The sequence below is a fragment of the Paenibacillus tarimensis genome (assembly GCF_021532315.1).
Classification (GTDB): domain Bacteria; phylum Bacillota; class Bacilli; order Paenibacillales; family Paenibacillaceae; genus Paenibacillus_I; species Paenibacillus_I tarimensis.
In genome coordinates, this window is record NZ_JAKGAO010000004.1 from 298945 (window position 1) to 322190 (window position 23246).

Sequence of the window (23246 nt, forward strand, 5' to 3'; positions counted from 1 at the left end):
ATACATTCCGGGAGGTTACGTAAGTGACGGTCCATTACAAGCTGGAATCATTCGAAGGGCCGCTGGATCTGCTGCTCCACTTGGTTGACAAGGCCGAGATCGATATCCATGAAATATCCATCAGTGAAATCACGGACCAATATATGGAGTACCTTGGCGCCATGCAGCAGCTTGAGCTTGAGGTGACGAGTGAATTTCTTGTAATGGCCGCCACCCTGCTGGCCATGAAGAGCAAGCAGCTTCTGCCGAGGCCGCCGGTCATCGAAGAGGATGATTATATGGACGACTGGGCAGATGACGGGCTTGATCCGCGTGATGAACTGATTCAGAAGCTGGTTGAGTACCGGAAGTTCAAGCTGATTGCCGAGCAGCTCCGTGAAATGGAGGCCGAGAGCGGTCTGATTTTTATGAAGGAGCCAGAGGATCTGACGCCTTACCTGCCAACCGTACCGGAGAATCCGGTGAAAGGTTTGCATGTATCTGATTTGATACAGGCCTTTCAAAAGGCGCTGCGCAGGGCAACCCGCCGTAATTTGGTGTCCACGGTGAAACGCGATGAAATATCGGTCAAGGACCGGATACGCGATATCGTCGAGCTGCTGCGGGGGCATGAGATGGTAAGGTTCTCCAAGCTGGTCCGGCAGGAGATGGACAGGCATGAGATCGTTGTAACCTTCCTTGCTCTGCTTGAGCTTATGAAGATGAAGCAGATCCAGTGCTTTCAGAACAGACTGTTTGATGACATCGTGATTCATTGGAGAGGGGAAGCGGAAGACGGTGGACTTTCCGACCTTGAAGTCGATTATTGAAGGCCTGCTGTATATGGCAGGTGAAGAAGGGCTTAGCGCCAGACAGCTGGCAGATATTATAGATAAAGACGCGTCTGTAATTAAGGATGCCATTCAGGAAATGAAGACAGAGATGAAGCGCAGGAAGCGGGGCCTAAGAATCGCGGAGGTAGCTGGCTCCTACCGCTTCACCACACTGCCCGAGCATGCGCCTTATTTTGAGCGCATGGCCTTTACACCCGGCAGGCAGAGCTTGTCCCAGGCCGCTCTTGAGACGCTGTCCATCATTGCCTACCGGCAGCCTATTACACGTGTGGAGATTGAAGAAATCCGCGGCGTTAAGAGTGACCGGGCGTTACAGTCACTGGTTAACAAGGACCTGATTGAAGAGGTCGGGAGAGCGGATGCCATAGGGAGACCTATTCTTTATGGCACGACCAAGTCATTCTTGGATTACTTCGGCTTATCCAGCCTGGAATCGCTGCCTGAGCCTGCATCGTTCGATGAAAGTGAGCTGCTTGAGGAACAGACCCAGATGCTGTTCGAGAAGCTCGATAGTGTCCAAATTACAATTGATGAATTAAAAGAGCCTTAAAAAGGCATGAGATTTGTACGCAAGGTCATACTATATCCGACAACATTAAGGAAGCGTTGGTGATTACAGGTGCTTGGAATCCCAGTCGGATGGTGGATCGCGGCAGGTCTCTTTTTTTTCCTCGCAGTCGCGGTGTTGATGTCCAATATTGTCATTAAGAGTGTGATACGCCGGGAAAACGAGAATGATCACATTGAGATTAAGCTGCTGGCCTTGTTCGGGCTCGTACGGTACCATTTGGAAATCCCGATTGCCAAGCTGAAAGGCATGGAGCTTGTATTCAAAAGGGAACAGTCGGGAACACCAATAACACCCGGGGGAGAAGGCACCTCCGAGGAAACCATTGACCGGCATACAATTATGCGTTTGGTGGAAAAGCTGAACGATCTGCTTAAGTACACCCGTGACTTGACTGGTATCGCTAAGCAGATGCTGTGCAAAACAAGGATTACGGAGTGGATCTGGACGACAAAGCTGGGAACAGGCGATGCCGTTTGGACGGCTATGACTACGGGGATGGCTTGGTCGGCCAAATCGTCTGTAATGGGGGTATTCTCCCAAATGGTCCGGCTGCAAACCATCCCGCAAATGGATGTACAGCCGCTGTTCAACCAGACCAGCTTTACGACGGAAATTGTAAGCACAGCTAAGATCAGGGTTATCCAGCTGCTGGTGGTGGGCGTCCGGCTGCTAGGGCGCATACGCGCTGTAAAAGGCGGATTCAGGGCATGGGGCCGTGTTCTGCTGCCACGACGGTTGTCGCGGAATCTCTAAAGTTCAATAAAGGCGCATGCATAAGAATACCGGTCGCGGGAAAGCTAACAAAGCAGAACTATGCTTATTCGTAAAGGGAGGATGAAGAACATGGAGATGGAACATCCGATTCAAGGGTTAATGGAAACCGCTATGGAAAACATCAAAGCGATGGTCGACGTTAATACCATCGTCGGTGACCCGGTACAAACGCCGGACGGCAGCATCATCATGCCAATCTCTAAAGTCGGCTTCGGCTTCGTTGCCGGCGGCAGTGATTACCGTGTGGACGCCGTTACGGAAACATCGACTGCTAACACAACAATTGAACATCACAATCCGACCGTAGCTATGCCATTTGGCGGAGGCAGCGGCGGCGGTGTATCCATCACGCCAATCGCTTTCCTCGTAGTTGGCTCGCAGGGCGTAAAAATCGTTTCCCTCGATAATTCCACACATCTGTGGGAGAAGGTTATGGATTCTGCGCCAAAAGTGTTCGACAAGCTGCAGAACATGATGAAGGGCGGCGGCGGTTCAATGGGTATGGGGGCTATGGGCTCAACTGGTATGGGTTCCATGACACCCGGAATGGGTATGAGTTCTTCCATGAGCGGAACGTCGATGGGTGGATCTTCGATGGGTTCCTCGGGGAGCTCGAGCACGGATAGCACGAATCAATCGAGTGACGACGACAACAGTCTTATCTAGATCGAATATGCAACCGGCTGTCCCTCTAAACAGAGGGGCAGCTTTTTGCTGGATAGGCTGCCTTTTGGGACATAACGGCTGCGCGTAAGCATATAATGTACAAGACCCCCAGCCGGACAGGCAGGGAAGATTGTAAGGAGGTTGCTGAAGCATGAAATCCTTGGTATCTGCATTGGCAGCATTCGTGCTGCTCTTAACTTCCAGTTTGGCAGGAGGCCATGTGGCTGCTGCGCATGGGAAGCTGTACACCAACGCCAAGGGGGCCGCCTTAATTGATGTGGAGTCCGGCAGGATATTATACAGCACACGCGGTAATGAGCGAATGCGGATCGCGAGCCTGACCAAGATTATGACAGCCATTGTGGCAATCGAGCATGGCAATCTGTCGGATTCTGTGAAGACAAGCAGGCGTGCGGCGGGTAAGGAGGGCTCCTCTATTTACTTGAAGCTCGGGGAAGAGATGAGCCTGCACAACATGCTCTACGGGCTGATGCTTCGTTCCGGTAACGATGCGGCAACCGCTATTGCTGAACATGTAGGTGGGACGGAAGAAGGTTTCGTCTTCTTGATGAACCAAAAGGCAGAGGAGCTTGGACTTGACCAGACTCATTTTATGAACCCGCACGGGCTTGACCATGACAATCATTATTCCTCCCCCAACGACATGGCCCGTCTAACGGCTTATGCTTTGCGAAATCAAACTTTCAAAGAGATCGTCAAGACAAAGGTGAAGTCAGCGCCGAATCCGAATGAGCAATGGGATTATAAGTGGTATAACAAGAATAAGATGCTGTCCATGTATGAAGGCGCGGACGGAGTGAAGACCGGCTATACGAAGCTTGCCTTCCGCTGTCTGGTCAGCTCGGCTACCCGGGACGGCCAGCAGCTTGCGGCAGTCACGCTGAATGACGGTGATGACTGGAACGACCATCGTAAAATGCTGGACTGGGGCTTTGCCAACTACCCGCTGGAGACCGTTATTAAGAAAGGCCAGAAGCTGACCACCGTAGCTGCCAGAACCGCATTCCGGTACCCGCTTGCTCAGGGTGAAAAATCCCGCCTGACGGCCAAGCTGGTGCGCCGCCCTGCCCAGGACGTCCGTTACGCACTTGGGGACGCTGGCGTTATCAATATTTCGCTTGACGGCAAGCTGATCGGTTCCGTACCCGTGAGGGCTATCGCTGCGCCGTCTGACACTTCGGCAAGGACGGATCAGAGGAACGGCAGTGAATCTGAAAATATCGAAATTGGCAGTAAGAGTGACAGCTGGATAAGCGCGGTGCGTGCGGTGTTTGGTGCGCTGTTCGGGGGGAAGGAGGCGGCTTGACATGGTAAATTGGATTTGGCTGATCATGATTGTGTCAAGTGTCATCGTAGCCGCCTTTACCGGGCGCATGGATGCAATAACGGAAGCGGCGTTTGATGGAGCTACAACCGGCGTTACCGTATGCTTCGGGCTGATAAGTGTTCTGGTATTCTGGATGGGACTCATGCGGATCGGGGAGGATGCGGGCTTGCTCGGCAAGCTGGCCTCCCTGCTGGGCCCGCTCGTGCGCCTGTTGTTCCCCGATGTGCCCCGCAACCATCCCGCAATAGGCTATATCATGTCGAACATGAGCGCGAACCTTCTTGGCTTAGGCAATGCTGCCACACCCATGGGAATCAAAGCGATGCAGGAGCTGCAGAAGCTAAATCCCGACAAGGAAACAGCTACCCCGGCGATGTGTACCCTGCTGGCCATTAATACATCAAGTATTACCTTAGTGCCTACCACGCTTATCGCCATACGGATGAGCTACGAATCAGCCAATCCCGCCGAGATTGTGGGGACAACGCTGGCGGCAACTGCAGTGGCAACAGCTGCTGCCATTCTGGCGGATAGGTGGTACCGCAGACGCTCAACTAAGCCTCCCTTACATACCGGCGGTTCTCATGCTGGCGGAGCCAAGCCCACCGCCGCATTGAAGGGTGGCTGATGGCATGTATCAATGGATTACTGTAATTTCAACTTGGATGATACCTGCACTTATCGCATTTATTCCTTTATATGCTGCATTCCGCAAGGTACCGGTGTACGAATCCTTCGTAGATGGAGCTAAGGAAGGCTTCGGTACAGCCGTCTCCTTGATCCCACATCTGGTTGGTATGATGGTGGCGATCAGCATGTTCCGTGCATCCGGTGCTATGGATGCAATCGTAGCTGTGCTGGAACCGCTCTTCGCCTGGATGAGGGTACCCGGCGAGGTGCTGCCCCTTGGTCTGCTCCGGCCGATTACAGGAGCGGGCTCACTGGCATACACGACAGATTTAATCAAGGTATATGGTCCTGATTCAATGATCGGCAGGATTGCATCCACGATCCAGGGCAGTACAGATACGACGCTCTACGTGCTAACCGTCTATTTCGGAGCCGTTGGCATCAGGAAAACAAAATACGCTCTGAAGGTCGGGTTGTTCTCTGATCTTGTAGGGTTTCTGGCTGCTGTATTTATTTGTTTGCTTGTTTTCGGCTGAGAAGAAGATCAGAAGCTGACCATGAGGAGCTTAATGACCGCCTAATGTCTTGCGACATCTGGCGGTCTTCTATTTGTGTGCAACAAAAGATCTCATGCCTTGCGGTACGCTTGTGATTTTGGACTTCTATGGGTATGATGGTAGATGAGGTGAACCAACTTGGAACGTTTACAAAAAATACTGGCTCAAGCCGGTGTAGCATCCCGCAGGAAGTGTGAGGAGCTCATACTGTCCGGCAAGGTAGAGGTTAATGGTGAAATTGTTACAACACTTGGTGTGAAAGCTGACCCGGCTGCAGATGAAATTAAGGTGAACGGCCGCAAGATACGCAGTGAAACGAAGCTGTACCTGATGCTGCATAAGCCAAAGGGCGTCATCACAAGCGCCAGCGATCCGGAAGGACGCAAGGTTGTGGGAGATTTCCTGCCAGGCATTAAGGAGCGCGTGTATCCGGTAGGCAGACTGGATTATGATACGGAAGGTCTGCTGCTGCTTACCAATGACGGTGAGTTTGCCAATCTGCTGACGCATCCGAGCCACCATGTCCCTAAGACGTACCATGCGACCGTTAAGGGCGTGCCGCACGGCTCGCTTCTTGAGAAGCTGGAGAAGGGAATCGAACTGGAGGACGGCATGACTGCGCCTGCAGAAATAGAGTATCAGGATGTTGACCCGGACAGTAAGCGATCGACTATCCGCATTACCATTCATGAGGGCCGCAACCGTCAGGTTAGACGGATGTTTGAGGCCATCGGGCACCCTGTAATTCTATTGAAGCGCGTAAAGTTCGGTGACTTAACACTGCAGGGCCTTCCACGTGGCAAATACCGGCATTTGACGCCCCGCGAAGTGAAGGATTTGATGGGCTCATCCAAGAAGACACATAATGTTCATAAAAAGTGAAAATTGTCGAAATACACGGGTTTAGACATTTCGCTATAATGGAAGGTAAAGCCGTCAAACAAGGGTGGGGATGAACGAATGAAGGGTAAGATGCGTAAGCCTGTCCAAATTGTCATCCTGATCGGCGTCTTGCTGTTGGGCGGTTATGCCATCGGCAAGACGTTGTTTGCGTCCGGAGGGGCGCCGAAGATTGGGGACAAGCCGCCTGCATTCGAGCTGGCAGGACTAGATGGGGAAATTCACGAGCTTGAGGACTACAAGGGCAAGCCGCTTATCATCAATTTTTGGGGCACCTTTTGTCCGCCATGTGTTAAGGAAATGCCGGAATTTCAGAATCAGTATGACAAATGGCGCAGCGAAGGTCTGGAAATTCTGGCGATTAATCTAAGCGAGGATGATCTGACCGTTCGAAGCTTCCTGAGGGATTTTGACCTTAACTATACGATCCTCAGGGACCATGGGAAAACAGTGGAAAAAAGATACGGGTTGCGTTCTTATCCCACAACATTTTTCGTGACAGCCGAAGGAACGATTCAGGACATTTTTGTCGGAGGCATGACAGAGCAGGACATTAATGCCAGAGTTGAAAAACTGCTGCAGGGTTAACCGAGCAGGCGGCAGGGAGGGGGACCGACGCGATTGTTTCAGAACACCAAATGTGAATGCGGACATCAAAATCACGCCGGCACAGTACTTTGTGAATCATGCGGAAAGCCGCTGATTGCGGAGCTCGCGGGGGACAATGCGCCGCTGGAAATGCGGTATGACGGTGCAGCCAGACGATCCCAAAAAGCTAATCCGGGACTGATTGACCGGGTATGGAACTTTTTTTCTTCTGTAAAAATTGCGGTTATTCTGATTGTCATCACGCTGCTTGGCGCCATGCTTGGCACAATCTATCCGCAGGAAGGCACCTTTATCAATTTCAATGATCCGGACTATTATGAAGACACTTATGGGCTGCCGGGGAAAATTTATTATATGCTCGGCTTATCTCATACGTATGAATCCTGGTGGTTTATCGGACTGCTCGTCATGATTGGCACTTCGCTGGTCATCTGCAGTCTCGACCGTGTGCTTCCTCTTTATAAAGCATTGAATAAGCAGCAAATCCGTAAGCATCTGCAGTTTATTACGAGACAGAAGGTTGTGTATACAGGGCGGATTGAAGATACGGACACCGAAGGCTGGACGGCCAGACTTGGTGAGCAGCTGCGCAAGCGGCGCTATAAGGTTTACCGTGACGGGGATGCACTGCTTGCGGAAAAGAACCGTTTCAGCCGGTGGGGACCGTATATCAACCATATCGGTCTTATCCTGTTTCTTCTGGCCGTTCTAGCCCGCAGTATTCCGGGTTGGCATATGGATACGTATGCAGCTGTGCCCGAAGGGGATACCGTCAGATTGGCGGATACCAACTATTATCTTAAGAACGTGGAGTTTTCTGTGGATTATTACAGTAATGAGGAGCTGCCTGAAGAGCTGCAGGACACGGCACGGGCGAAGAAGTATGAGACCAAGGCTGAGCTATATGAATGTGTAGACAACTGCACAGACATCATGGGTGATCCGGTACTGGAGAAGGTGGCAGAACATAACATCATCGTAAACTCTCCGCTGAGCTACAAGGGCCTTAAGGCGTACCAGTTCGATTACGATCCGACTCCGAAGCTGAAAGCCGTCAATCCGATGCTGGTGGACAAGAAAACAGGCGAGGCCTACGGGCCATTTCACTTGTCTATCACGGAACCCGAGCTGTTGTATGAGCTAGGACCTTATCGTCTGGAGTTGATCACCCGCTTCATGGATTTTACCATTAACGAACAAGGGAAACCGGCTACGAAATCACGAGAGCCCAATGCACCGGCGTTTCTGTTTCTGGTGAAGGGTCCGGATTTGGACCCAGCCGGGGAGACATTTATTTATTTTCCCAAGCAGGTGGACAAGCAGCGCTTCAGTCAGGATCTGCTGAATAGGGAGCTTGCGGACCGGATTGAATTCCGGGTAGACAGCATGGAAGAGGTGGAAATATCGGGCGCTACTTCTCACCTCAATATCCGGGTCGATAAAGCGATGCCGTATATATGGGTGGGCGCTGCTATATCTATGATTGGCCTCGTAATGGGGTTTTACTGGAACCATCGAAGAATTTGGCTGCGAATCGACAACGGCATCTTGTCTCTTGGCGCGCATACGAACAAGAACTGGTACGGTATGAGAAATGACGTAGCAGCTGTTCTGCGCAAGGTGGACATTGAGGTGGATCCGAAGTCGCTTGATAACGGAGGGAACAAGACGTGAATTGGTTAGACATTAGCAGCAGCGCCTTTATTGCGGCGTTTTTCCTGTATTGCTTCGCTTTTCTCTTTTATGTGATTGCGGTGGCTGGCCGGAAGTGGAGCAACCGCAAGCCGGAGGAGCATGTACGCAAGTGGTCCAGAATCGGGTTTGTTTTCTCGACGATTGGACTAGCTGCTCATCTTGTGTTTTTCTTCACGCGCTGGGCAGGAGCCGGACATATACCGACAAGCAACATGTATGAGTTCATGACTTTCCTTGGCATGTCCATCATGATCGCCTTCACCATTATTTACTTGATATACCGGTCTCCGCTGCTTGGTATGTTCGCGCTGCCGTTGACCATCGTGATTGTGGCCTATGCTGCCGTATTTCCGCAGAAGGTCCAGCCGCTTGTCCCGGCGCTGCAGTCCAACTGGCTTAAGGTTCATGTAACGACTGCGGCACTTGGAGAAGCGTTTTTCGCGGTCGGGTTTGCGGCCGGACTAATGTACCTTCTGCGTGTAATTGACTTTAAGGGTACAGATAAGGCAGCAAAGCGCGCTCAGCGGTGGATTGAATTCACACTGTATGTGATTATCGTCATTGTTGGCTTCATCGGTGCTGTGTTCCTATTCAGAGGGATGGATTATCAGGCCAGCTTCACCCAGACAAACATCTCATATGACAAGACAGGTGCGGAGTCCATTACAGAAGATACAGTGGAATATACACTTCCGCCGATTGTAAAGCCATACAATAGCGTAACAACTGCTGTTGAGCCTTTCCTCGGCATGGAGTCGCCGCTCTTCGAAGCGCCGTCCTGGATGAATGGCGTAAATGCAGGGCGTAAGCTCAATACGGTGATCTGGTCAATTATTGCCGGTACACTGCTGTATGGAATACTGAGGCTGGTGTTCCGCAAGCCGCTCGGTGCTGTGATACATCCGACTCTGGAAGGAATCGATCCCGAGGATCTGGATGAAATCAGCTACCGTTCAATTGCAATCGGCTTCCCGGTGTTTACGCTGGGTGCTCTGATCTTTGCCATGATATGGGCGGAGCAGGCTTGGGGACGGTTCTGGGGTTGGGATCCCAAGGAAGTCTGGGCCTTGATTACGTGGCTGTACTACAGTGCTTACCTCCATCTTCGCTTGTCACGCGGCTGGCAGGGCCACCGCTCATCCTGGCTGGCTGTAATCGGATTTATCGTCGTAATGTTTACTTTAATTGGTGTCAATCTCATTATTGCCGGCCTGCATTCATACGCCGGGGTTGACGGATAACCGTTCCCAAAGGAGAGTATCAACCTATGTCCGAACAAATTCACCGCATACTAGTCGTTGACGATGAAGAGCGGATCCGCCGCTTACTGAAGATGTATCTGGAGAAGGAAGGCTTTATCATTGAGGAAGCGGAGGATGGTGAGACGGCTCTTAGAATCGCTACCACCGATGAGTTTGATCTCATTCTGCTGGATGTCATGCTGCCTGGTATGGATGGAATAGAGGTCTGCTCGAGACTTAGACAGTCTAAGGCTACCCCGGTTATTATGCTGACAGCCAAAGGCGAGGAGATGAACAGAGTCCAGGGCTTTGAAGTAGGAGCTGACGACTATGTCGTTAAGCCGTTCAGTCCGCGAGAAGTTATCTACCGTGTCAAAGCTATTCTTCGGCGTTCTTCTGCAACAGCTTTCTTGTCTAAGGAGGCGAACACCAGCAACAATATCGTGTTCCCTCATTTGGTGATCGAGCATGATGCCCACCGGGTAACGGCGGGTGGACATGAAGTGAGCCTGACACCAAAGGAGTACGAGCTTCTGCATTACTTGGCTATCTCGCCGGATAAGGTATTCTCACGTGAGGATCTGCTCAAGGATGTGTGGAATTACGAGTTTTTCGGTGACCTTCGCACGGTAGACACGCATGTCAAACGTCTGCGCGAGAAGCTGAACAAGGTCTCGCCGGATGCGGCGGCCATGATAACGACCGTTTGGGGAGTCGGCTATAAGTTAGAGGTGCCGAAGTAAGATGGTGTTGCGGTTCTTGCGCAGCGTAGTAGGCAAGCTGTGGGCTACGATCATGGCTCTGGTGGCCGTGGTGCTGATTATACTGGGTATGTTCCTGCTCCAATATATCGATATCGCCTTTACGAATGCTGATGATGTTAAGATGCTCTTCATCATCACTTGTATAATCGGTTTTACGCTTTCCACCTTCTTTGCTTTTTTCCTATCGTTCAAGATCACACAGCCGCTGCTTCAGCTGAAGAAGGCTGCTGATCTTATCGCCCAGGGCGAATACCGGACCCGAGTGCCTATCCGTTCCTCGGATGAGCTGGGTGAGCTTGCCGGGACCTTTAATCATATGGCAGCAGAAGTGGATAAGCTTATAGGAGATTTGCAGCACGAGAAGGATCATCTGTCGAGCATTCTACGCAGCATGGCGGACGCTGTTATTACCTTTGATGCTACCGGGGAGGTTATTATGACAAACCCTGAAGGGGAACAGATTATGGAGCAGTGGAGCTCGATCTCCAGGGAGCATGATCCTGGACAGCTCCAAAAGTACGGCTCCGTGCCTGCACCTCTTTACGGGCTGTTCCGGGATGTCCTGCGTCAGGGCAGGGACCAGACGGATAAGATGCATGTGCAAAATGATGTATGGTCCATTGTTATGGCTCCTCTGAAATCCAAGGAAAGTGTAAGAGGAGCGGTAGCCGTACTTCGGAATGTGACAGAAGAATACCGTCTTGAGAAGCTGCGCAAAGATTTTGTGGCAAATGTCTCCCACGAGATTCGTACACCGCTTTCCATGCTGCAGGGCTACAGTGAGGCCTTGCTTGATGATATTGCAGCTTCCCCTGAAGAACGCAATGAGCTTGTCCAGGTTATACATGACGAGTCGCTGCGGATGGGCCGGCTGGTGAAGGACTTGCTTGATTTGGCGCGAATGGAAGCCGGTCACATGGAGATGAAGCTGGAACAAGCAGATTTAAGTGAATTGATCAAGCGTGTACACCGCAAGTTCTCGGTCTATGCTAAGGACCGGGGAATTGTACTTCGTTATTATCTGCCTGGTCATCCCATCCTGCTTGCGCAAGCTGATGAGGATCGCCTGGAACAAGTGCTGACGAACCTGCTGGACAATGCTATTCGTCACACACCCGAAAGAAAAGAGATCATCATTTCCGCTGAGGAAACGGTAGTAAAGGATAAATTGTATGCCAGAGTGGCAGTTAAAGATGAAGGCCAGGGAATCCCAAAGGAGGATATTCCGTTTATCTTTGAACGCTTCTATAAGGCGGATAAAGCCCGTACGCGGGGAAATAGCGGCGGAACAGGGCTTGGCCTTGCAATCGTAAAGAATATTATCGAAGCGCACAACGGTACAATAGAGGTTGCCAGTGCGCTGGGAGAAGAAACAGTCTTCACCCTGATGCTTCCTGTCGAAGTGCCCGGTGTGCTGTCCAAGCCGCGCGAAACGTAGGGTTTAATCTTGTTGTTCGTGAAACAATGAACTGCAATAACGGTCGTTCAGGGAAGTATCCCTGCCCGGCCGTTTTTTGTATACGAACGATATGAGGCATACAAAAAGCTGTCCCTGTGTCATTCGCAATGACACAGAGACAGCCCTGAATGGTTATTTTCTACGATCAGACGAGCAGGATTTCCTTAGCTTTGTTAACATCCGGCAGGTTGACAAGCTCAGCGATAACTTCCTTGGAAGCTGCCTTATCCACTGTGAGAACCATAATAGCCGCTCCGCCTACCAGTTTCCGTCCTACCTGCATAGTCGCGATGTTGACGTCATTGTTGCCAAGAAGGGTGCCTACACGGCCAATGATGCCCGGCTTATCGTTGTGCTTGACAAGGATAAGGTTGCCCTCCGGCGAGACATCAACCGGGAACTTGTCGATCTGTACAATGCGGGTGCCATAACCGGTGAGCAGTGTACCTGCTACAAGACGCTCCTCGCTCTGTGTGCGGAGGGTAACCGTCACAAGGTTAGTAAAGCCTTTGTGGGCGGTTGACTTGTTAACCACAATGTTGAGGTCACGGGTCTTTGCCAGGTGCATCGCGTTAACCAGATTGACCTGATCTGAACCAAGATGATGGGACAGCACACCCTTTACAACATAACGGGTCAGCGGCTGTGTATCCACATCTGCGAGATCGCCTGAGTAGCTGACGGTGATTTCTTCAACTGCACCATGCGCAAGCTGAGCGGCAAAGCTGCCCAGTCTCTCGCCAAGGGAGAAGTAAGGCTGCAGCTTGTTCAGGACATCACCTGGTACAGGAGGCATATTAACGGCATTCTTGAACGCTTCGCCGCGAAGAATATGAAGGACCTGCTCGGAAACATCGATCGCAACATTTTCCTGAGCCTCGACGGTCGATGCACCAAGGTGAGGAGTTACGATAATTTTAGGGTTCGTCAGGAATGGGTGATCCTTCTCTGGCGGCTCCACTTCAAATACGTCAAAGGCAGCGCCTGCTACGATACCTTTATCAATTGCTTCCACTAGTGCCTGCTCGTCAATGATGCCGCCGCGGGCACAGTTAACGATCCGCATGCCGGGTTTCATGATTTCGAACTGCGGGCCCGCGATCATGTGGCGGGTTTCAGGGGTAAGCGGAGTATGGACAGTCATGAAGTCCGCATTACGGACGATGTCTTCTACGGAAGACAGCTTAACGCCCAGCTTATTGGCGCGGTCTTCAGTCAGGAACGGGTCATAGGCGAGGATTTCCATGCCAAACGCTTTGGCTCGTGATGCTACCTCGCTGCCGATCCGGCCCATGCCGAGTACGCCAAGCTTCTTGTTGCGAAGTTCTACGCCAAGGAAAGTCTTGCGGTCCCAGATACCATTTATGGTCTTAGCGTAAGCTTGCGGAATGTGACGGGCAAGTGCCATCATCATAGCAAATGTATGCTCACAAGTCGTGATTGTGTTGCCGTCAGGGGCATTGATAACGATTATGCCTCTCTCGGTAGCTGCCGGAAGGTCGATATTGTCAACACCAACGCCTGCGCGCCCTACAACCTTAAGCTGTTTGCCCGCATCCATGATCCGTTCGGTAACACGGGTTTGGCTGCGCACGAGCAGTGCGTCATATTCGCCGATAATAGCGACCAGCTCGTCCTCGCTAAGGCCAGGCTTCTTGTCGACTGATACATCATCAGCATCGACAAGCTGCTGAATACCAAGGTCACTGATGGGGTCCGATACGAGTACTTTAAACATAATGCAACACGCCTCCATAATCATAGTGGTGGTAAAAGGAAAAAACTCCCGTTCCCGGTACCGTTCGCTTCGGCGGGACGAGAGTTAGACCGGCATTGCTTGCTGTTTAGCTCGTTCCCGTTACTCGCATGTGAGCTTACGCTACGACGAGTAACGGCTCTTGTAAGTATAGCTTATTCCATGCTTCAGGTTAATCCTGCTACCACGGAATAATTATCTTGTCCTTTCCTATTTTAAAGCATTAGTGCGCAAGAATGCAATCGGCAAACTTGATGAAATGTGAAAATTTCGTTATCATTCAAGCGTAATTGGCGTATTGTGCCTCTTTATGTCATAATACGGCACAGTGATATTGAACGAGATGGAGGATATAAGATGGCGGATGAGTGGGAGGATATAAGCCCGGTGGAATTGTTCAAGCGGCTAGAAGAGGGCCGGGTGGACACAGCCAGTATTATAGATGTCCGCGAGCAGGAGGAATGGGACTACTATCACCTGCCGGGCACGAAGCATATTCCTATGAGTACGATTCAAGAATCGCTGCAATCTTTGCCTAAGGAGAGAGAATGGTATATTCTCTGCGCCCACGGCGTGCGCAGCATTCATGTGTGCAGCTATATGTCCAGACAAGGCTACAGCCGCCTCCGCAATATTACTGGCGGAATAGCGGCTGCAGCGTTGTTGAACGGATTCCAATACGATTAAGAGATGAAGAACGGCAGCTGCGGCAGCAGCTCCTTGCTGTAGAATCTTGCTTTATTGGACATGAAGTCTCCGCCCCGTACGGCTTCTGTTCCCAGGAGCAGGTCAATGATGGCGGAGACAGTCTTGATTTTCATTTTGGCAGCCTGGCCAGACGAAATGAAAGCATCGATGCGCGCTGTCATATCCTGAGGCTGATAGCTGGTAAGGAGCTTGCGTGCCCCCAGCTGATCAGCAATCAGCTTGTTCTTTACGAGAATAGGCTGTGCTTTCCAGGTCGCAAGATCGAGAAGGCTCGGAGCTTCATAATTGCCGGGTATCTTCTTATTGACAGCAGATCCCCATTTCAGCATGGCACTGTAATATTCCTGCTGGCTCTGCAGGGCATAATCGGCAGCCTGCTTGTAGTAGGCATCCTTGGAGAGCAGGGCGGCAGTATCTGCCGATGTTCTGCTTTGGGCAGCGGCTGCTTGCGCTTCAGCAGCCTGCTTGAACAGCTTGAGACTTTTCAATGTGCTGGTATGAGCGTCGACAAGAAGCGGCGAAGCGGCCGGAAGGGAAGCTTTAGCGGCTTCCTTGTACTGCTTGTCCGCCATCGCAGCCAATTCTTTTAATTTTCCGGCAGGCTCCTCAGTTAAGCCCATCTTCATTCGGTCCGTCTCAGCTATCCATTCATTCAAAAATTCACGATATGGTAAAAATACGGTATGATAGTAGGATACAAGGTCCTGCTGCTGGTACGCGGTGTCTTTCTCAGCAACCTCAGCATTCAACTTTTTGCTCGGGACGTATTTGGCTTCGGTTTCTTCAGCACCGACCTTCATGCCGTACAGAAATGCGGCAACCGCTACGACCAGCATAAAGATAAATCCAAGACTGAACAGCATTTCGGTACGAGTTAAACGCTTTTCCATGACAATCTCCTTCAATATATGTAGTGGGTAAAGTTGATAGATGTCGAATTATGGCGGTATGTGTCTTAAATAGTATAGGTTATAATGACAAAAAAGGGAATAACGAACCTTGTGATAGGAAGGGAATTATGAAAAAATTCGACATCAAGAACATCAAAATCCGGAAAGTTTCAGTAGATGAACTGGATGACCGGATGCTGCTGATGAATTTGTACCTCACACAACTTCTTACACTTATTATCGGTTTGGCATGGATTTTTTTTCAGGGGCGAAATCCTTTTTCGCTTTTGGTACTTCCTGCAGGACCAGCTTTTCTCTATTGGGGGTTCGGTTTGGCGGCAGCTGTTGTGGCGGTCGATCTTATTTTGTCCAGGTGGATACCGGAAGAGGCGGCGGATGACGGAGGCGTTAATGAACGCCTGTTCCGTAGGAGACCTGTCTGGCATATACTGGTGATATCATTTGTTGTAGCCGTATGTGAGGAGATGCTCTTCAGAGGAGCCCTGCAGCACGCCTTCGGCCCATACTGGACGAGTATTCTCTTTGCGGCCATTCATGTGCGGTATTTGAGACACTGGATTCCGACCGGGCTTGTTTTTTCTATCAGCTATGCGCTTGGCTGGATTTATATTCAGACGGGTACACTGTGGGCGCCGATAGCAGCACATTTTGCAATAGATATGGTTATGGGACTCATTATTCGATTCCGGAGGGAAACATGAGCAGGGGAATGAAACGCGGACAGCCGGCTGTGCCGGCCAATCAAGATATCGTGCAAAAACCCGATCAGGAGGCGCTTCCCCCGCGCCGGGTAAAGCACCCATCAAGCAAGCAGCAGGTGACCAAGTGGTTTTACAACTCCTTGATTTTTCTTTTTATGGCCCTTGCTGCCGGGCTTTTCTGGTATGGACGCCAAATGTCCGGGCAATGAATATCCGGCTCTCTTCATATCTGATTAACAAGACAGTCACGGAGGTCGATTGAATGTTCACTGCGGCTGCTTTGCTGTCTGCCGGGATCATGGCATTTGTTGTTATTTGGATGCTGAAGGAGGCATACTGTACAGCAGTCCATTCTGAAGAAGTGAGGCTTAATCATCTGCCTGCGTCCTTTGACGGGACGCGGATTTTTTTTGTCAGTGATATTCACCGGAGGAGACTGCCTCTTAAGCTTCTTGATGATCCGGTGCTATCCGAAGGTGTGGATCTGGTGCTTATTGGCGGTGATCTTCGAGAAGGCGGCGTTCCGCTGGAGCGGACCAGAGCGAATGTACAATTGCTCTCAAGCCTTGGACCGGTATATGCGGTATACGGCAATCATGATCATGATGAGCCTGTCCGGGAGCTGGAGGTTCTGCTTAATGAAGAGCGGGTGCGGGTTCTGGTGAACGAGTCCGTTATGCTTGAAAAGCAGGATGGAAGTGTGATCAGACTGGCCGGTGTCGATGATCCAAAAACCCGCAGAGATCGGCTCGGACTTGCACTGGGAAATAATGACGAAGCTACTGCGGGCAGGAAAGAGCCTTTTACACTTCTTCTCGCGCATGATCCCATTATTGCAGAAAGGCTGCCTGGCGGCGAAGGGAACAGGATAGATCTAATCTTGGCAGGTCATACACATGGCGGACAGATCGTCGTTCCCTTCGCAGGCGCTGTCATTAATTCCAGATCGCTGAAGCTGTTCCCAAGAGGATGGTTTCAGCTGCAGCAATCCGGTGCAGCAATCGGCAGGGAATGCCGGATGTTAGTCAGCCGGGGATTCGGCACTTCCAAAATCCCGCTGCGGCTGCGCGCGCCTGCCGAGGCACATTTGCTTACTCTTCGTTATTGTAATCGGCCTGAATAGTCTTTGGATCAATAAAGCCATATCCCTTGTTTTCCAGCTTAGCAAGCAGCTGCTCAAGAGCCTCCGCTGTCCACGGCAGTTCATGCATTAGTATGTTGGCTCCCGGATGCAGTTGATCCATAACATTGGTGATGACGGCGTCCGGTTTGTTTTTGTTCTTTGGGTCCCAATCGAGCGAACCGTTCGACCAGGTCATGTACAGCATCCCATGTTCCTTAGCGATTTCCTTCACTTTGTCGTCTCCAGAGCCGAACGGCGGCCTGAACAGCTTGGGCTGGCTGCCCGTTACTTCTTTAACCAGCTCCTGAACATCACTTATCTGCCTATTGACCTCATCAGCTTGTTCTTTCTTCAGGTCGATATGATCCCAGGAATGGTTCCCTATGGTGTGGCCGCTGTCAGCAATCAACTTGAGCAGCTCGGGATTTGCTTTCGCACGATAGCCGTTAACGAAGAAAACCGCCTTGGCGTTATGCTTCTCCAGCGTGCCGAGCATGCTTTCCAAAAGCTCATGCTCTTTCGGCCCGTCATCGAAGGTCAGCAGAACCACTTTTGAGGGCGTATTCTCATCAATAGGGATGAATCGGTACGCATCGTTCATACGGTAGAGTGGAGAAGCTGGCTTTTCTTCATCGGAGGAATCTGACTCCGTACTGTCCGCTGCCTCAGCTGCATTCTCTGCGTTACCCCCGGTATTTTTTGGTGCCTGGCCGGGTGCTACTTCTATTGTGTTATCATCCGGCTGGGTAACGGAGGACTCTGGTTTCTCCGGTGAAGTACCCGCCGGGCTGTTGTCAGTTTCAGCGGTTTGCTCGGGGTGAACAGCATTCATGTTTTCGTTTTGCCCGCAGGCCGCAAGCGTGAAGGCAAGGATAAGTATGGCAACGAAAGAATAGCGCTTGGTTTGCATGGTAACCTCCATATGCTAGATAATTGTAATTTATTCTAGCATTACCCCGATATCACTTCCAGAACCCTCACTTTCCTTATTTTGATCCGGATTGCTGAAGATGAACAGGACAAACTAATCCAGGAACCGAATTAATAAGGGAGGTACCCGTTATGAGAATGAGCGGTTTTTTGGTCGGTGGGATCGTAGGTGTTATGGCTGCTGCCTATCTTGCAAAAAGGCGTCCGGGGTCCTTTGCATGGGTTGGGGATGCGGCAAGCGGACTAGTAGCAGGAGCCAAGGGAAAAATGATCGAGAATGCCCTTGACCGTAAATTCGGCAAAGAGAAGCAGCCAAATCAGGCTGCGGCCCAAAATACTGCGGCTCAAAATGCTGCTTTCAACGCGACCGGCAGCAATATCCAGAGCCAGGACAGCTCCTGGAATATGATTGCGCAGCTTGTGACAAGTGACCCTGAGGTGAAGAACCAGGCGGCACAAATCATGACGGAAGCAGCCACTCCGGCTGATACGGCCGCCTCGACTGCGTCGAATTAATCAGACTGTCTAAATTGGCCCGGCCGCCTGTAAATATAGGCGGCCGGGCCAATTTCTTTTTCAGGTCCAAATAGTGCATTTCAGAAGCAGACATGATAACATAGATACATATAATTTATTATCACATATCTTAATACGGTTCATACGATGTTATAACCGATGCTGCAAAGGGGGGTTCCTTGCATGAAGATCGAACGGCTTAGTCAGGACAAGATCCGCATTTTCCTGACGTTCGACGACCTCCTTGAACGGGGGATCCAAAAAGAGGATATGTGGCGCGAAATCCCGAAAGTTCATGAGCTGTTCAGTGAGATGATGGAGCAAGCTTACAGCGAACTCGGCTTCGACGCAAGCGGGCCTCTCGCGGTTGAAGTGTTTGCACTTCCGGCCCAAGGCATGGTCGTGATCGTCACCCGCGGCAAAACGGACAGCCATCATATCGGATATCCCGAGACGGATGATGATCATGATGATGAGGTTTATGAGATGGAAGTTACGCTCGAACAGAGTGATACAGTCATGTATGCGTTCCGTGATTTTGAGGACGTCATCTCGGTTTCCAAGAAACTGCTTTCATCCGGTATCACAGAGGATGGACGGCTTTACGCCTATCAGGGCAAATACATGCTTGCATTTGATCCTGCAGGCTCCGAGCCTTCCAAATATCATGCGATTATAGCGCTGCTCGCTGAATACGGCGATGCTGCTTCCGTTACTTCTGCTGTACTCGAAGAGTACGGCAAGGTTGTGATTGCTGCAGGGGCAGTGAAGGAAATATGCAATCATTTTGAATAATCGTATAACGAAAGAGCATCTGAACCGGATCATAAATCCGGCAGGCGCTCTTTTGTCTTTCCATGGGAGGCGCCATTAACACGCATAGGCAGACGGGCAGCCGTTCATAATAGACTGGTAGAAGGTGGTGGATATCCCATGGCATCGCATAATCATCAGGAGATGCTTGCAGCAACTCAAACAATTATTGAAGAAGCGTTATTAAAGCTTGGCTATGGTACCGATATGGCCGAGCTGTTAAAGGAACCGCTGCGTATGCTGACAGTCCGGATACCAGTCCGTATGGATGATGGACGTGTAAAGGTGTTTACCGGATACCGTGCACAGCATAACGATGCTGTGGGTCCGACTAAGGGAGGCGTTCGGTTCCATCCGAGTGTGACCGAGGAAGAGGTAAAAGCGTTATCCATCTGGATGACTCTTAAATGCGGCATAGCCGATCTCCCATACGGGGGCGGGAAGGGCGGTATCATCTGCGATCCCAGAAGCATGTCGTTCCGGGAGCTTGAGAGACTGAGCCGGGGTTACGTTCGTGCCATCAGTCAAATTGTAGGACCCAACAAGGATATACCGGCTCCTGATGTTATGACCAATTCTCAGATTATGGCCTGGATGCTGGATGAGTACAGCCGGCTCCGGGAACATGACTCTCCGGGCTTTATCACCGGCAAACCGATCGTGCTGGGCGGCTCGCTTGGCAGGGAAACAGCTACTGCACGGGGCGTGGCTATAATGATCGAGGAGACGCTTGCCGTCATGGGGACACCGCTGAAGGATGCCCGGATTGTCATCCAGGGCTTCGGGAATGCAGGCAGCTATCTGGCTAAGTTTATGTTTGATGCGGGAGCGAAGGTGGTTGGAATATCTGATGTCCACGGGGCGCTTCATGATCCGGACGGGCTGGATATTGAGGATCTGATTGATAAGCGTGATTCATTCGGAGCCGTGACGAACCTGTTCCGCAAGACCATCAGCAATGACGAGCTGCTGGAGCTGGAATGTGACGTTCTCGTGCCCGCTGCCATCGAGAACCAGATTACAGCGGATAACGCTCCGCGGATTAAAGCAGGTGCCATTGTAGAAGCGGCCAATGGGCCAACCACGCTTGAGGCAACCAATATTTTGAATGATCGCGGTGTGCTTATCGTACCTGATGTTCTGGCTAGCTCGGGGGGCGTCATAGTCTCTTACTTTGAGTGGGTACAGAACAATCAGGGATATTACTGGTCCGAGCCGGAGGTGGATGCGAAGCTGAGAACGATGATGGTCCGCGGATTCCGTGAGGTCGTCGACGTTCACCGTACACGCAAGGTCAATATGCGGCTGGCCGCTTATATGGTTGGTGTGAGGAAAGCCGCAGAGGCCGCACGGTTACGCGGCTGGGTATAGCTCGCTTTACAGTAAAGGAGGTGACAGGCGTTAGATGCTGCTGCTCTCGATCTTGGCGGCAGCCATTGCTCCAGGCGTGTCTTTGCTAGTCTATATTTATTTGAAAGACCGGTATGATACAGAACCCTTCCATATGGTGGCGAGAATGTTCCTTGTCGGCGTACTGATTGTGCTGCCGATCGTCATTGTACAGCGGGGGCTTATGCTGTGGTTGGGAGAAGAGCCATTCATCTACGCTTATGTCATCTCTGCGGGCGTCGAAGAAGTCATTAAATGGTTTGTGCTCTATCACATCATCTACAATCATACGATCTTTGATGAACCATATGACGGCATTATCTATGCATCTGCTATTTCGCTTGGCTTCGCCACGCTGGAGAATGTGCTGTACGCGCTTCTGATGCCTTCCACGTTTGGTTCTCTGCTCGTCAGGGCTCTGCTGCCGGTATCGGCGCATGCGCTGTTTGGCGTCATGATGGGCTATTACGTGGGGAAAGCAAAATTTGCCGAGAAACAGCAGACTAGACGTCTGCTGGCCTTCTCGCTGGCCCTGCCGCTGTTCTGGCACGGCCTGTACGACTACATCATGCTAACTGCTGAAACGACGTGGATATACTTTATTATTCCTTTGATGATTGTGCTGTGGATTAGAGGCATGGCCAAGATCCGCAGAGCCAATGCACACTCCCCTTTCCGGATTGTAGGGCGTGAGGACGAGGTTAAAATGTGAGTCTTCCGTCCATAATGCCTAAGGACAAAGTTGCTAACTTATCCAGGAGGTTGTTATGGAGAATGTAAGGGTTAAAGTGAGAATACGCTGCAATCAATGCGGTGAGAAGTTTGTGCTGCGGGGTAAGCGTGACAAAGGCGGAATTGATACCGGTTTTAAGCAATGTCTTTGCAATAATACCGAGGATTTCGAGATCGAAGAGCAATTGGTATAACAACCAATAACTCATGCATAAAGCTCCTTTCGACAAACCACACTAATGGCAGGTTTGTTAATGAAAGGAGCTTTTGCCTTATGTACCAACGGTTAAGCGCAGTCCTGTTTCCCGTAGCAGCCCTGCTGCTGGTTGGCTCAGCCTATTGGGGGTATCAGGAGCATCAGGAAAAGAATTCGATTTTGATCAAGGCGGAAAATCAGTATCAGAGGGCTTTTCACGATCTGACCTATCATGTGGATAAGCTGCATGAGGAGCTTGGTAACACCTTGGCGGTTAACTCGACTTCACAAGCTTATCACCGCAAAGGCTTGATCAATGTTTGGCGCATTACGAACGAAGCTCAGAATGAAATCAATCAGCTGCCGCTTACACTGCTGCCGTTCACGCGTACGGAAGAATTTCTCTCGAAGATCGCGAATTTCTCATACAAGACAGCGATCCGGGATTTGACAAAAGAGCCGCTCACGCAAAAAGAATACGATATGCTGCTCACGCTTTACAAAAATTCCGAAGACATCGCGACTAACCTGCAGGGCATGCAGACTAAGGTGCTGCAGGAGAATCTAAGATGGATGGATGTTGAGCTGGCTCTTGCCTCAAGCGAGGAGCAAGAGGGGAATACCCTTGTGGACGGCTTCCGGACGGTTGACAAGAAGGTCAGCGAATACCCTGAGCTGGACTGGGGGCCTTCTGTTACCCGAATGTATGAGAAGCGTACTCTAAAGCTTCTGCAGGGTGAAACCAAGTCCGCAGAAGATATCCGGCAATCTGCCTCTCATTTTCTCGGAATTAAAGACGCGTCAGTCATACAGGTCGAGGAGAATGGACAAGGCACAGAATATCAAACCTATTCTGCGGTGGTAAGCGACCCGAACTCCGACCGGCAAATTAAGATGGATTTTACCAAAAATGGCGGACGGATGATCTGGTACCTGAACCCCCGCGATGTGGATAGTCCTGCGGTAGACGTGGGAACTGCGGAGCAGGCTGCATCCTCATTTCTTCGTACCCATGGCTATCCCAACATGCAGGCAATCAGCTTTGACCGCACAGACAATGCCATTGTGCTGACATTTGCAGCCTTGCAGGATGAGGTTCTGATCTATCCCGAGAAGCTGACGGTGAAGGTAGCACTGGACAACGGGGATATCATTGGGCTGCAGGCAGCGGATTTCGTGTATGCGCACCATGAGCGTACCATCTCAAAGCCGTCCCTGGACAGTAAAGAGGCACGTAAGGCATTAAACCCTGCCCTTCGTTTGAAAAGTGAACGGCTCGCCCTCATTGAAAACGATATGGGTGAGGAGACGCTCTGCTATGAGTTTACAGGTAATATAAACGGTGGCAGCTACAGAATATACATCAATGCCGATACGGGACAGGAAGAGAAGATTGAGCGGTTTGAATCAATGGAATAGGAGAA

General features: G+C 50.9%; 26 protein-coding genes. 22 read left to right on the forward strand and 4 right to left on the reverse strand.

Features of this window, described 5'->3' with window-relative positions:
• The first annotated feature begins 23 nt into the window (after positions 1-23).
• The 13 genes from L1N82_RS02640 (at position 24) to L1N82_RS02700 (ending at position 12026) form a co-directional block, all read left to right on the forward strand.
• Positions 24-809 carry a segregation and condensation protein A gene (locus tag L1N82_RS02640; protein ID WP_235285777.1) on the forward strand — a complete coding sequence of 262 codons (786 nt, stop codon included), beginning with the start codon at positions 24-26 and terminating at the stop codon, positions 807-809.
• The gene (gene scpB, locus L1N82_RS02645; RefSeq protein WP_328284416.1) at positions 778-1383 is read left to right on the forward strand and encodes an SMC-Scp complex subunit ScpB; all 606 of its coding nucleotides are present in this window, start codon (positions 778-780) and stop codon (positions 1381-1383) included. Before L1N82_RS02640 ends, scpB begins: the two co-directional genes overlap by 32 nt.
• 69 nt (positions 1384-1452) lie before the next feature.
• Positions 1453-2157 carry a DUF2953 domain-containing protein gene (locus L1N82_RS23370; RefSeq protein WP_235285778.1) on the forward strand — a complete coding sequence of 235 codons (705 nt, stop codon included), beginning with the start codon at positions 1453-1455 and terminating at the stop codon, positions 2155-2157.
• 96 nt (positions 2158-2253) lie between these two features.
• Positions 2254-2844 (forward strand): GerW family sporulation protein, encoded by a 591-nt coding sequence (ytfJ, locus tag L1N82_RS02655; protein ID WP_407946682.1) that lies wholly within the window; start codon positions 2254-2256, stop codon positions 2842-2844.
• Between the two features lie 151 nt (positions 2845-2995).
• A complete protein-coding gene (locus tag L1N82_RS02660; RefSeq protein WP_235285779.1) occupies positions 2996-4171 on the forward strand; it encodes a D-alanyl-D-alanine carboxypeptidase family protein in 1176 nt (391 codons plus the stop codon).
• A 1-nt stretch (position 4172) separates the two neighbouring features.
• Complete coding sequence (locus tag L1N82_RS02665) at positions 4173-4820, forward strand: nucleoside recognition domain-containing protein (RefSeq protein ID WP_235285780.1); 648 nt, start codon at positions 4173-4175, stop codon at positions 4818-4820.
• Positions 4821-4824: 4 nt separating this feature from the next.
• Complete coding sequence (locus tag L1N82_RS02670; protein WP_235285781.1) at positions 4825-5358, forward strand: spore maturation protein; 534 nt, start codon at positions 4825-4827, stop codon at positions 5356-5358.
• 159 nt (positions 5359-5517) lie between these two features.
• Positions 5518-6261 (forward strand): pseudouridine synthase, encoded by a 744-nt coding sequence (locus L1N82_RS02675; protein ID WP_235285782.1) that lies wholly within the window; start codon positions 5518-5520, stop codon positions 6259-6261.
• A 78-nt stretch (positions 6262-6339) separates the two neighbouring features.
• Complete coding sequence (locus L1N82_RS02680; RefSeq protein ID WP_235285783.1) at positions 6340-6867, forward strand: redoxin domain-containing protein; 528 nt, start codon at positions 6340-6342, stop codon at positions 6865-6867.
• Between the two features lie 33 nt (positions 6868-6900).
• Positions 6901-8562, forward strand: a complete 1662-nt coding sequence (gene resB, locus L1N82_RS02685) for a cytochrome c biogenesis protein ResB (RefSeq protein ID WP_235285784.1) — start codon at positions 6901-6903, stop codon at positions 8560-8562.
• Positions 8559-9824, forward strand: coding sequence for a cytochrome c biogenesis protein CcsA (gene ccsA, locus L1N82_RS02690; protein WP_235285785.1), 1266 nt, complete (start codon positions 8559-8561; stop codon positions 9822-9824). The genes resB and ccsA overlap by 4 nt, the downstream gene beginning before the upstream one ends.
• A gap of 26 nt (positions 9825-9850) precedes the next feature.
• A complete protein-coding gene (locus L1N82_RS02695; protein WP_235285786.1) occupies positions 9851-10567 on the forward strand; it encodes a response regulator transcription factor in 717 nt (238 codons plus the stop codon).
• A gap of 7 nt (positions 10568-10574) precedes the next feature.
• Positions 10575-12026, forward strand: a complete 1452-nt coding sequence (locus tag L1N82_RS02700; protein WP_235286148.1) for a HAMP domain-containing sensor histidine kinase — start codon at positions 10575-10577, stop codon at positions 12024-12026.
• 166 nt (positions 12027-12192) lie between these two features.
• Here the strand turns inward: L1N82_RS02700 and serA are convergent, their stop codons facing one another.
• Positions 12193-13785 carry a phosphoglycerate dehydrogenase gene (gene serA / locus L1N82_RS02705; RefSeq protein ID WP_235285787.1) on the reverse strand — a complete coding sequence of 531 codons (1593 nt, stop codon included), beginning with the start codon at positions 13783-13785 and terminating at the stop codon, positions 12193-12195.
• A 375-nt stretch (positions 13786-14160) separates the two neighbouring features.
• Here serA and L1N82_RS02710 point away from each other — a divergent pair, with 375 nt between their 5' ends.
• On the forward strand, positions 14161-14490 hold the full coding sequence (locus L1N82_RS02710) for a rhodanese-like domain-containing protein (RefSeq protein ID WP_235285788.1): 330 nt from the start codon (positions 14161-14163) through the stop codon (positions 14488-14490).
• On the opposite strand, the gene L1N82_RS02715 is transcribed toward L1N82_RS02710, so the two are convergent.
• Positions 14487-15401: a hypothetical protein gene (locus L1N82_RS02715; protein WP_235285789.1), complete on the reverse strand. Its 915-nt coding sequence runs from the start codon at positions 15399-15401 to the stop codon at positions 14487-14489. The genes L1N82_RS02710 and L1N82_RS02715 overlap by 4 nt on opposite strands.
• A 128-nt stretch (positions 15402-15529) precedes the next feature.
• Here L1N82_RS02715 and L1N82_RS02720 point away from each other — a divergent pair, with 128 nt between their 5' ends.
• Genes L1N82_RS02720 through L1N82_RS02730 form a run of 3 tightly spaced genes read left to right on the forward strand, consistent with a single transcriptional unit; the run spans position 15530 to position 17246 of the window.
• Complete coding sequence (locus L1N82_RS02720; RefSeq protein WP_235285790.1) at positions 15530-16123, forward strand: CPBP family intramembrane glutamic endopeptidase; 594 nt, start codon at positions 15530-15532, stop codon at positions 16121-16123.
• Between the two features lie 8 nt (positions 16124-16131).
• On the forward strand, positions 16132-16332 hold the full coding sequence (locus L1N82_RS02725; protein WP_235285791.1) for a hypothetical protein: 201 nt from the start codon (positions 16132-16134) through the stop codon (positions 16330-16332).
• A gap of 53 nt (positions 16333-16385) precedes the next feature.
• Positions 16386-17246 (forward strand): metallophosphoesterase, encoded by an 861-nt coding sequence (locus L1N82_RS02730; RefSeq protein ID WP_235285792.1) that lies wholly within the window; start codon positions 16386-16388, stop codon positions 17244-17246.
• Here L1N82_RS02730 and L1N82_RS02735 read toward each other — a convergent pair.
• Positions 17215-18156, reverse strand: a complete 942-nt coding sequence (locus tag L1N82_RS02735; RefSeq protein WP_235285793.1) for a polysaccharide deacetylase family protein — start codon at positions 18154-18156, stop codon at positions 17215-17217. The genes L1N82_RS02730 and L1N82_RS02735 overlap by 32 nt on opposite strands.
• Before the next feature lie 152 nt (positions 18157-18308).
• Here L1N82_RS02735 and L1N82_RS02740 point away from each other — a divergent pair, with 152 nt between their 5' ends.
• The 4 genes from L1N82_RS02740 to prsW all read left to right on the forward strand — a co-directional run bounded on the left by L1N82_RS02740 (position 18309) and on the right by prsW (position 21606).
• Positions 18309-18692 (forward strand): hypothetical protein, encoded by a 384-nt coding sequence (locus L1N82_RS02740; RefSeq protein WP_235285794.1) that lies wholly within the window; start codon positions 18309-18311, stop codon positions 18690-18692.
• A gap of 183 nt (positions 18693-18875) precedes the next feature.
• Entirely contained in the window at positions 18876-19487 is a 612-nt protein-coding gene (locus L1N82_RS02745; RefSeq protein ID WP_235285795.1) for a genetic competence negative regulator, read from the forward strand.
• A gap of 138 nt (positions 19488-19625) precedes the next feature.
• The gene (locus L1N82_RS02750) at positions 19626-20876 is read left to right on the forward strand and encodes a Glu/Leu/Phe/Val family dehydrogenase (RefSeq protein ID WP_235285796.1); all 1251 of its coding nucleotides are present in this window, start codon (positions 19626-19628) and stop codon (positions 20874-20876) included.
• Between the two features lie 34 nt (positions 20877-20910).
• Complete coding sequence (prsW, locus tag L1N82_RS02755; protein WP_235285797.1) at positions 20911-21606, forward strand: glutamic-type intramembrane protease PrsW; 696 nt, start codon at positions 20911-20913, stop codon at positions 21604-21606.
• On the opposite strand, the gene L1N82_RS02760 is transcribed toward prsW, so the two are convergent.
• A complete protein-coding gene (locus L1N82_RS02760) occupies positions 21596-21835 on the reverse strand; it encodes a hypothetical protein (protein ID WP_235286162.1) in 240 nt (79 codons plus the stop codon). The two genes, prsW and L1N82_RS02760, sit on opposite strands and share 11 nt — an antisense overlap.
• Positions 21836-21900: 65 nt before the next feature.
• Between L1N82_RS02760 and ypeB the strand changes: the two genes are divergently transcribed.
• The gene (gene ypeB / locus L1N82_RS02765) at positions 21901-23241 is read left to right on the forward strand and encodes a germination protein YpeB (protein WP_235285798.1); all 1341 of its coding nucleotides are present in this window, start codon (positions 21901-21903) and stop codon (positions 23239-23241) included.
• Positions 23242-23246: the final 5 nt, after the last annotated feature.

What these genes read in the sequence shown, in the direction of transcription:
- L1N82_RS02670 (WP_235285781.1), top strand. Translation starts at nt 4,825, where the DNA reads ATGTATCAATGGATTACTGTAATTTCAACTTGGATGATACCTGCACTT.
- ytfJ (WP_407946682.1), top strand. Translation starts at nt 2,254, where the DNA reads ATGGAACATCCGATTCAAGGGTTAATGGAAACCGCTATGGAAAACATC.
- L1N82_RS02710 (WP_235285788.1), top strand. Translation starts at nt 14,161, where the DNA reads ATGGCGGATGAGTGGGAGGATATAAGCCCGGTGGAATTGTTCAAGCGG.
- L1N82_RS02745 (WP_235285795.1), top strand. Translation starts at nt 18,876, where the DNA reads ATGAAGATCGAACGGCTTAGTCAGGACAAGATCCGCATTTTCCTGACG.
- L1N82_RS02740 (WP_235285794.1), top strand. Translation starts at nt 18,309, where the DNA reads ATGAGAATGAGCGGTTTTTTGGTCGGTGGGATCGTAGGTGTTATGGCT.
- L1N82_RS02725 (WP_235285791.1), top strand. Translation starts at nt 16,132, where the DNA reads ATGAAACGCGGACAGCCGGCTGTGCCGGCCAATCAAGATATCGTGCAA.
- L1N82_RS02735 (WP_235285793.1), bottom strand. Translation starts at nt 18,156, where the DNA reads ATGCAAACCAAGCGCTATTCTTTCGTTGCCATACTTATCCTTGCCTTC.
- L1N82_RS02720 (WP_235285790.1), top strand. Translation starts at nt 15,530, where the DNA reads ATGAAAAAATTCGACATCAAGAACATCAAAATCCGGAAAGTTTCAGTA.
- ypeB (WP_235285798.1), top strand. Translation starts at nt 21,901, where the DNA reads ATGTACCAACGGTTAAGCGCAGTCCTGTTTCCCGTAGCAGCCCTGCTG.
- L1N82_RS02750 (WP_235285796.1), top strand. Translation starts at nt 19,626, where the DNA reads ATGGCATCGCATAATCATCAGGAGATGCTTGCAGCAACTCAAACAATT.
- L1N82_RS02660 (WP_235285779.1), top strand. Translation starts at nt 2,996, where the DNA reads ATGAAATCCTTGGTATCTGCATTGGCAGCATTCGTGCTGCTCTTAACT.
- L1N82_RS02695 (WP_235285786.1), top strand. Translation starts at nt 9,851, where the DNA reads ATGTCCGAACAAATTCACCGCATACTAGTCGTTGACGATGAAGAGCGG.
- L1N82_RS02665 (WP_235285780.1), top strand. Translation starts at nt 4,173, where the DNA reads ATGGTAAATTGGATTTGGCTGATCATGATTGTGTCAAGTGTCATCGTA.
- L1N82_RS02760 (WP_235286162.1), bottom strand. Translation starts at nt 21,835, where the DNA reads ATGAGTTATTGGTTGTTATACCAATTGCTCTTCGATCTCGAAATCCTC.
- prsW (WP_235285797.1), top strand. Translation starts at nt 20,911, where the DNA reads ATGCTGCTGCTCTCGATCTTGGCGGCAGCCATTGCTCCAGGCGTGTCT.
- L1N82_RS02730 (WP_235285792.1), top strand. Translation starts at nt 16,386, where the DNA reads ATGTTCACTGCGGCTGCTTTGCTGTCTGCCGGGATCATGGCATTTGTT.
- L1N82_RS02680 (WP_235285783.1), top strand. Translation starts at nt 6,340, where the DNA reads ATGAAGGGTAAGATGCGTAAGCCTGTCCAAATTGTCATCCTGATCGGC.
- serA (WP_235285787.1), bottom strand. Translation starts at nt 13,785, where the DNA reads ATGTTTAAAGTACTCGTATCGGACCCCATCAGTGACCTTGGTATTCAG.
- L1N82_RS02715 (WP_235285789.1), bottom strand. Translation starts at nt 15,401, where the DNA reads ATGGAAAAGCGTTTAACTCGTACCGAAATGCTGTTCAGTCTTGGATTT.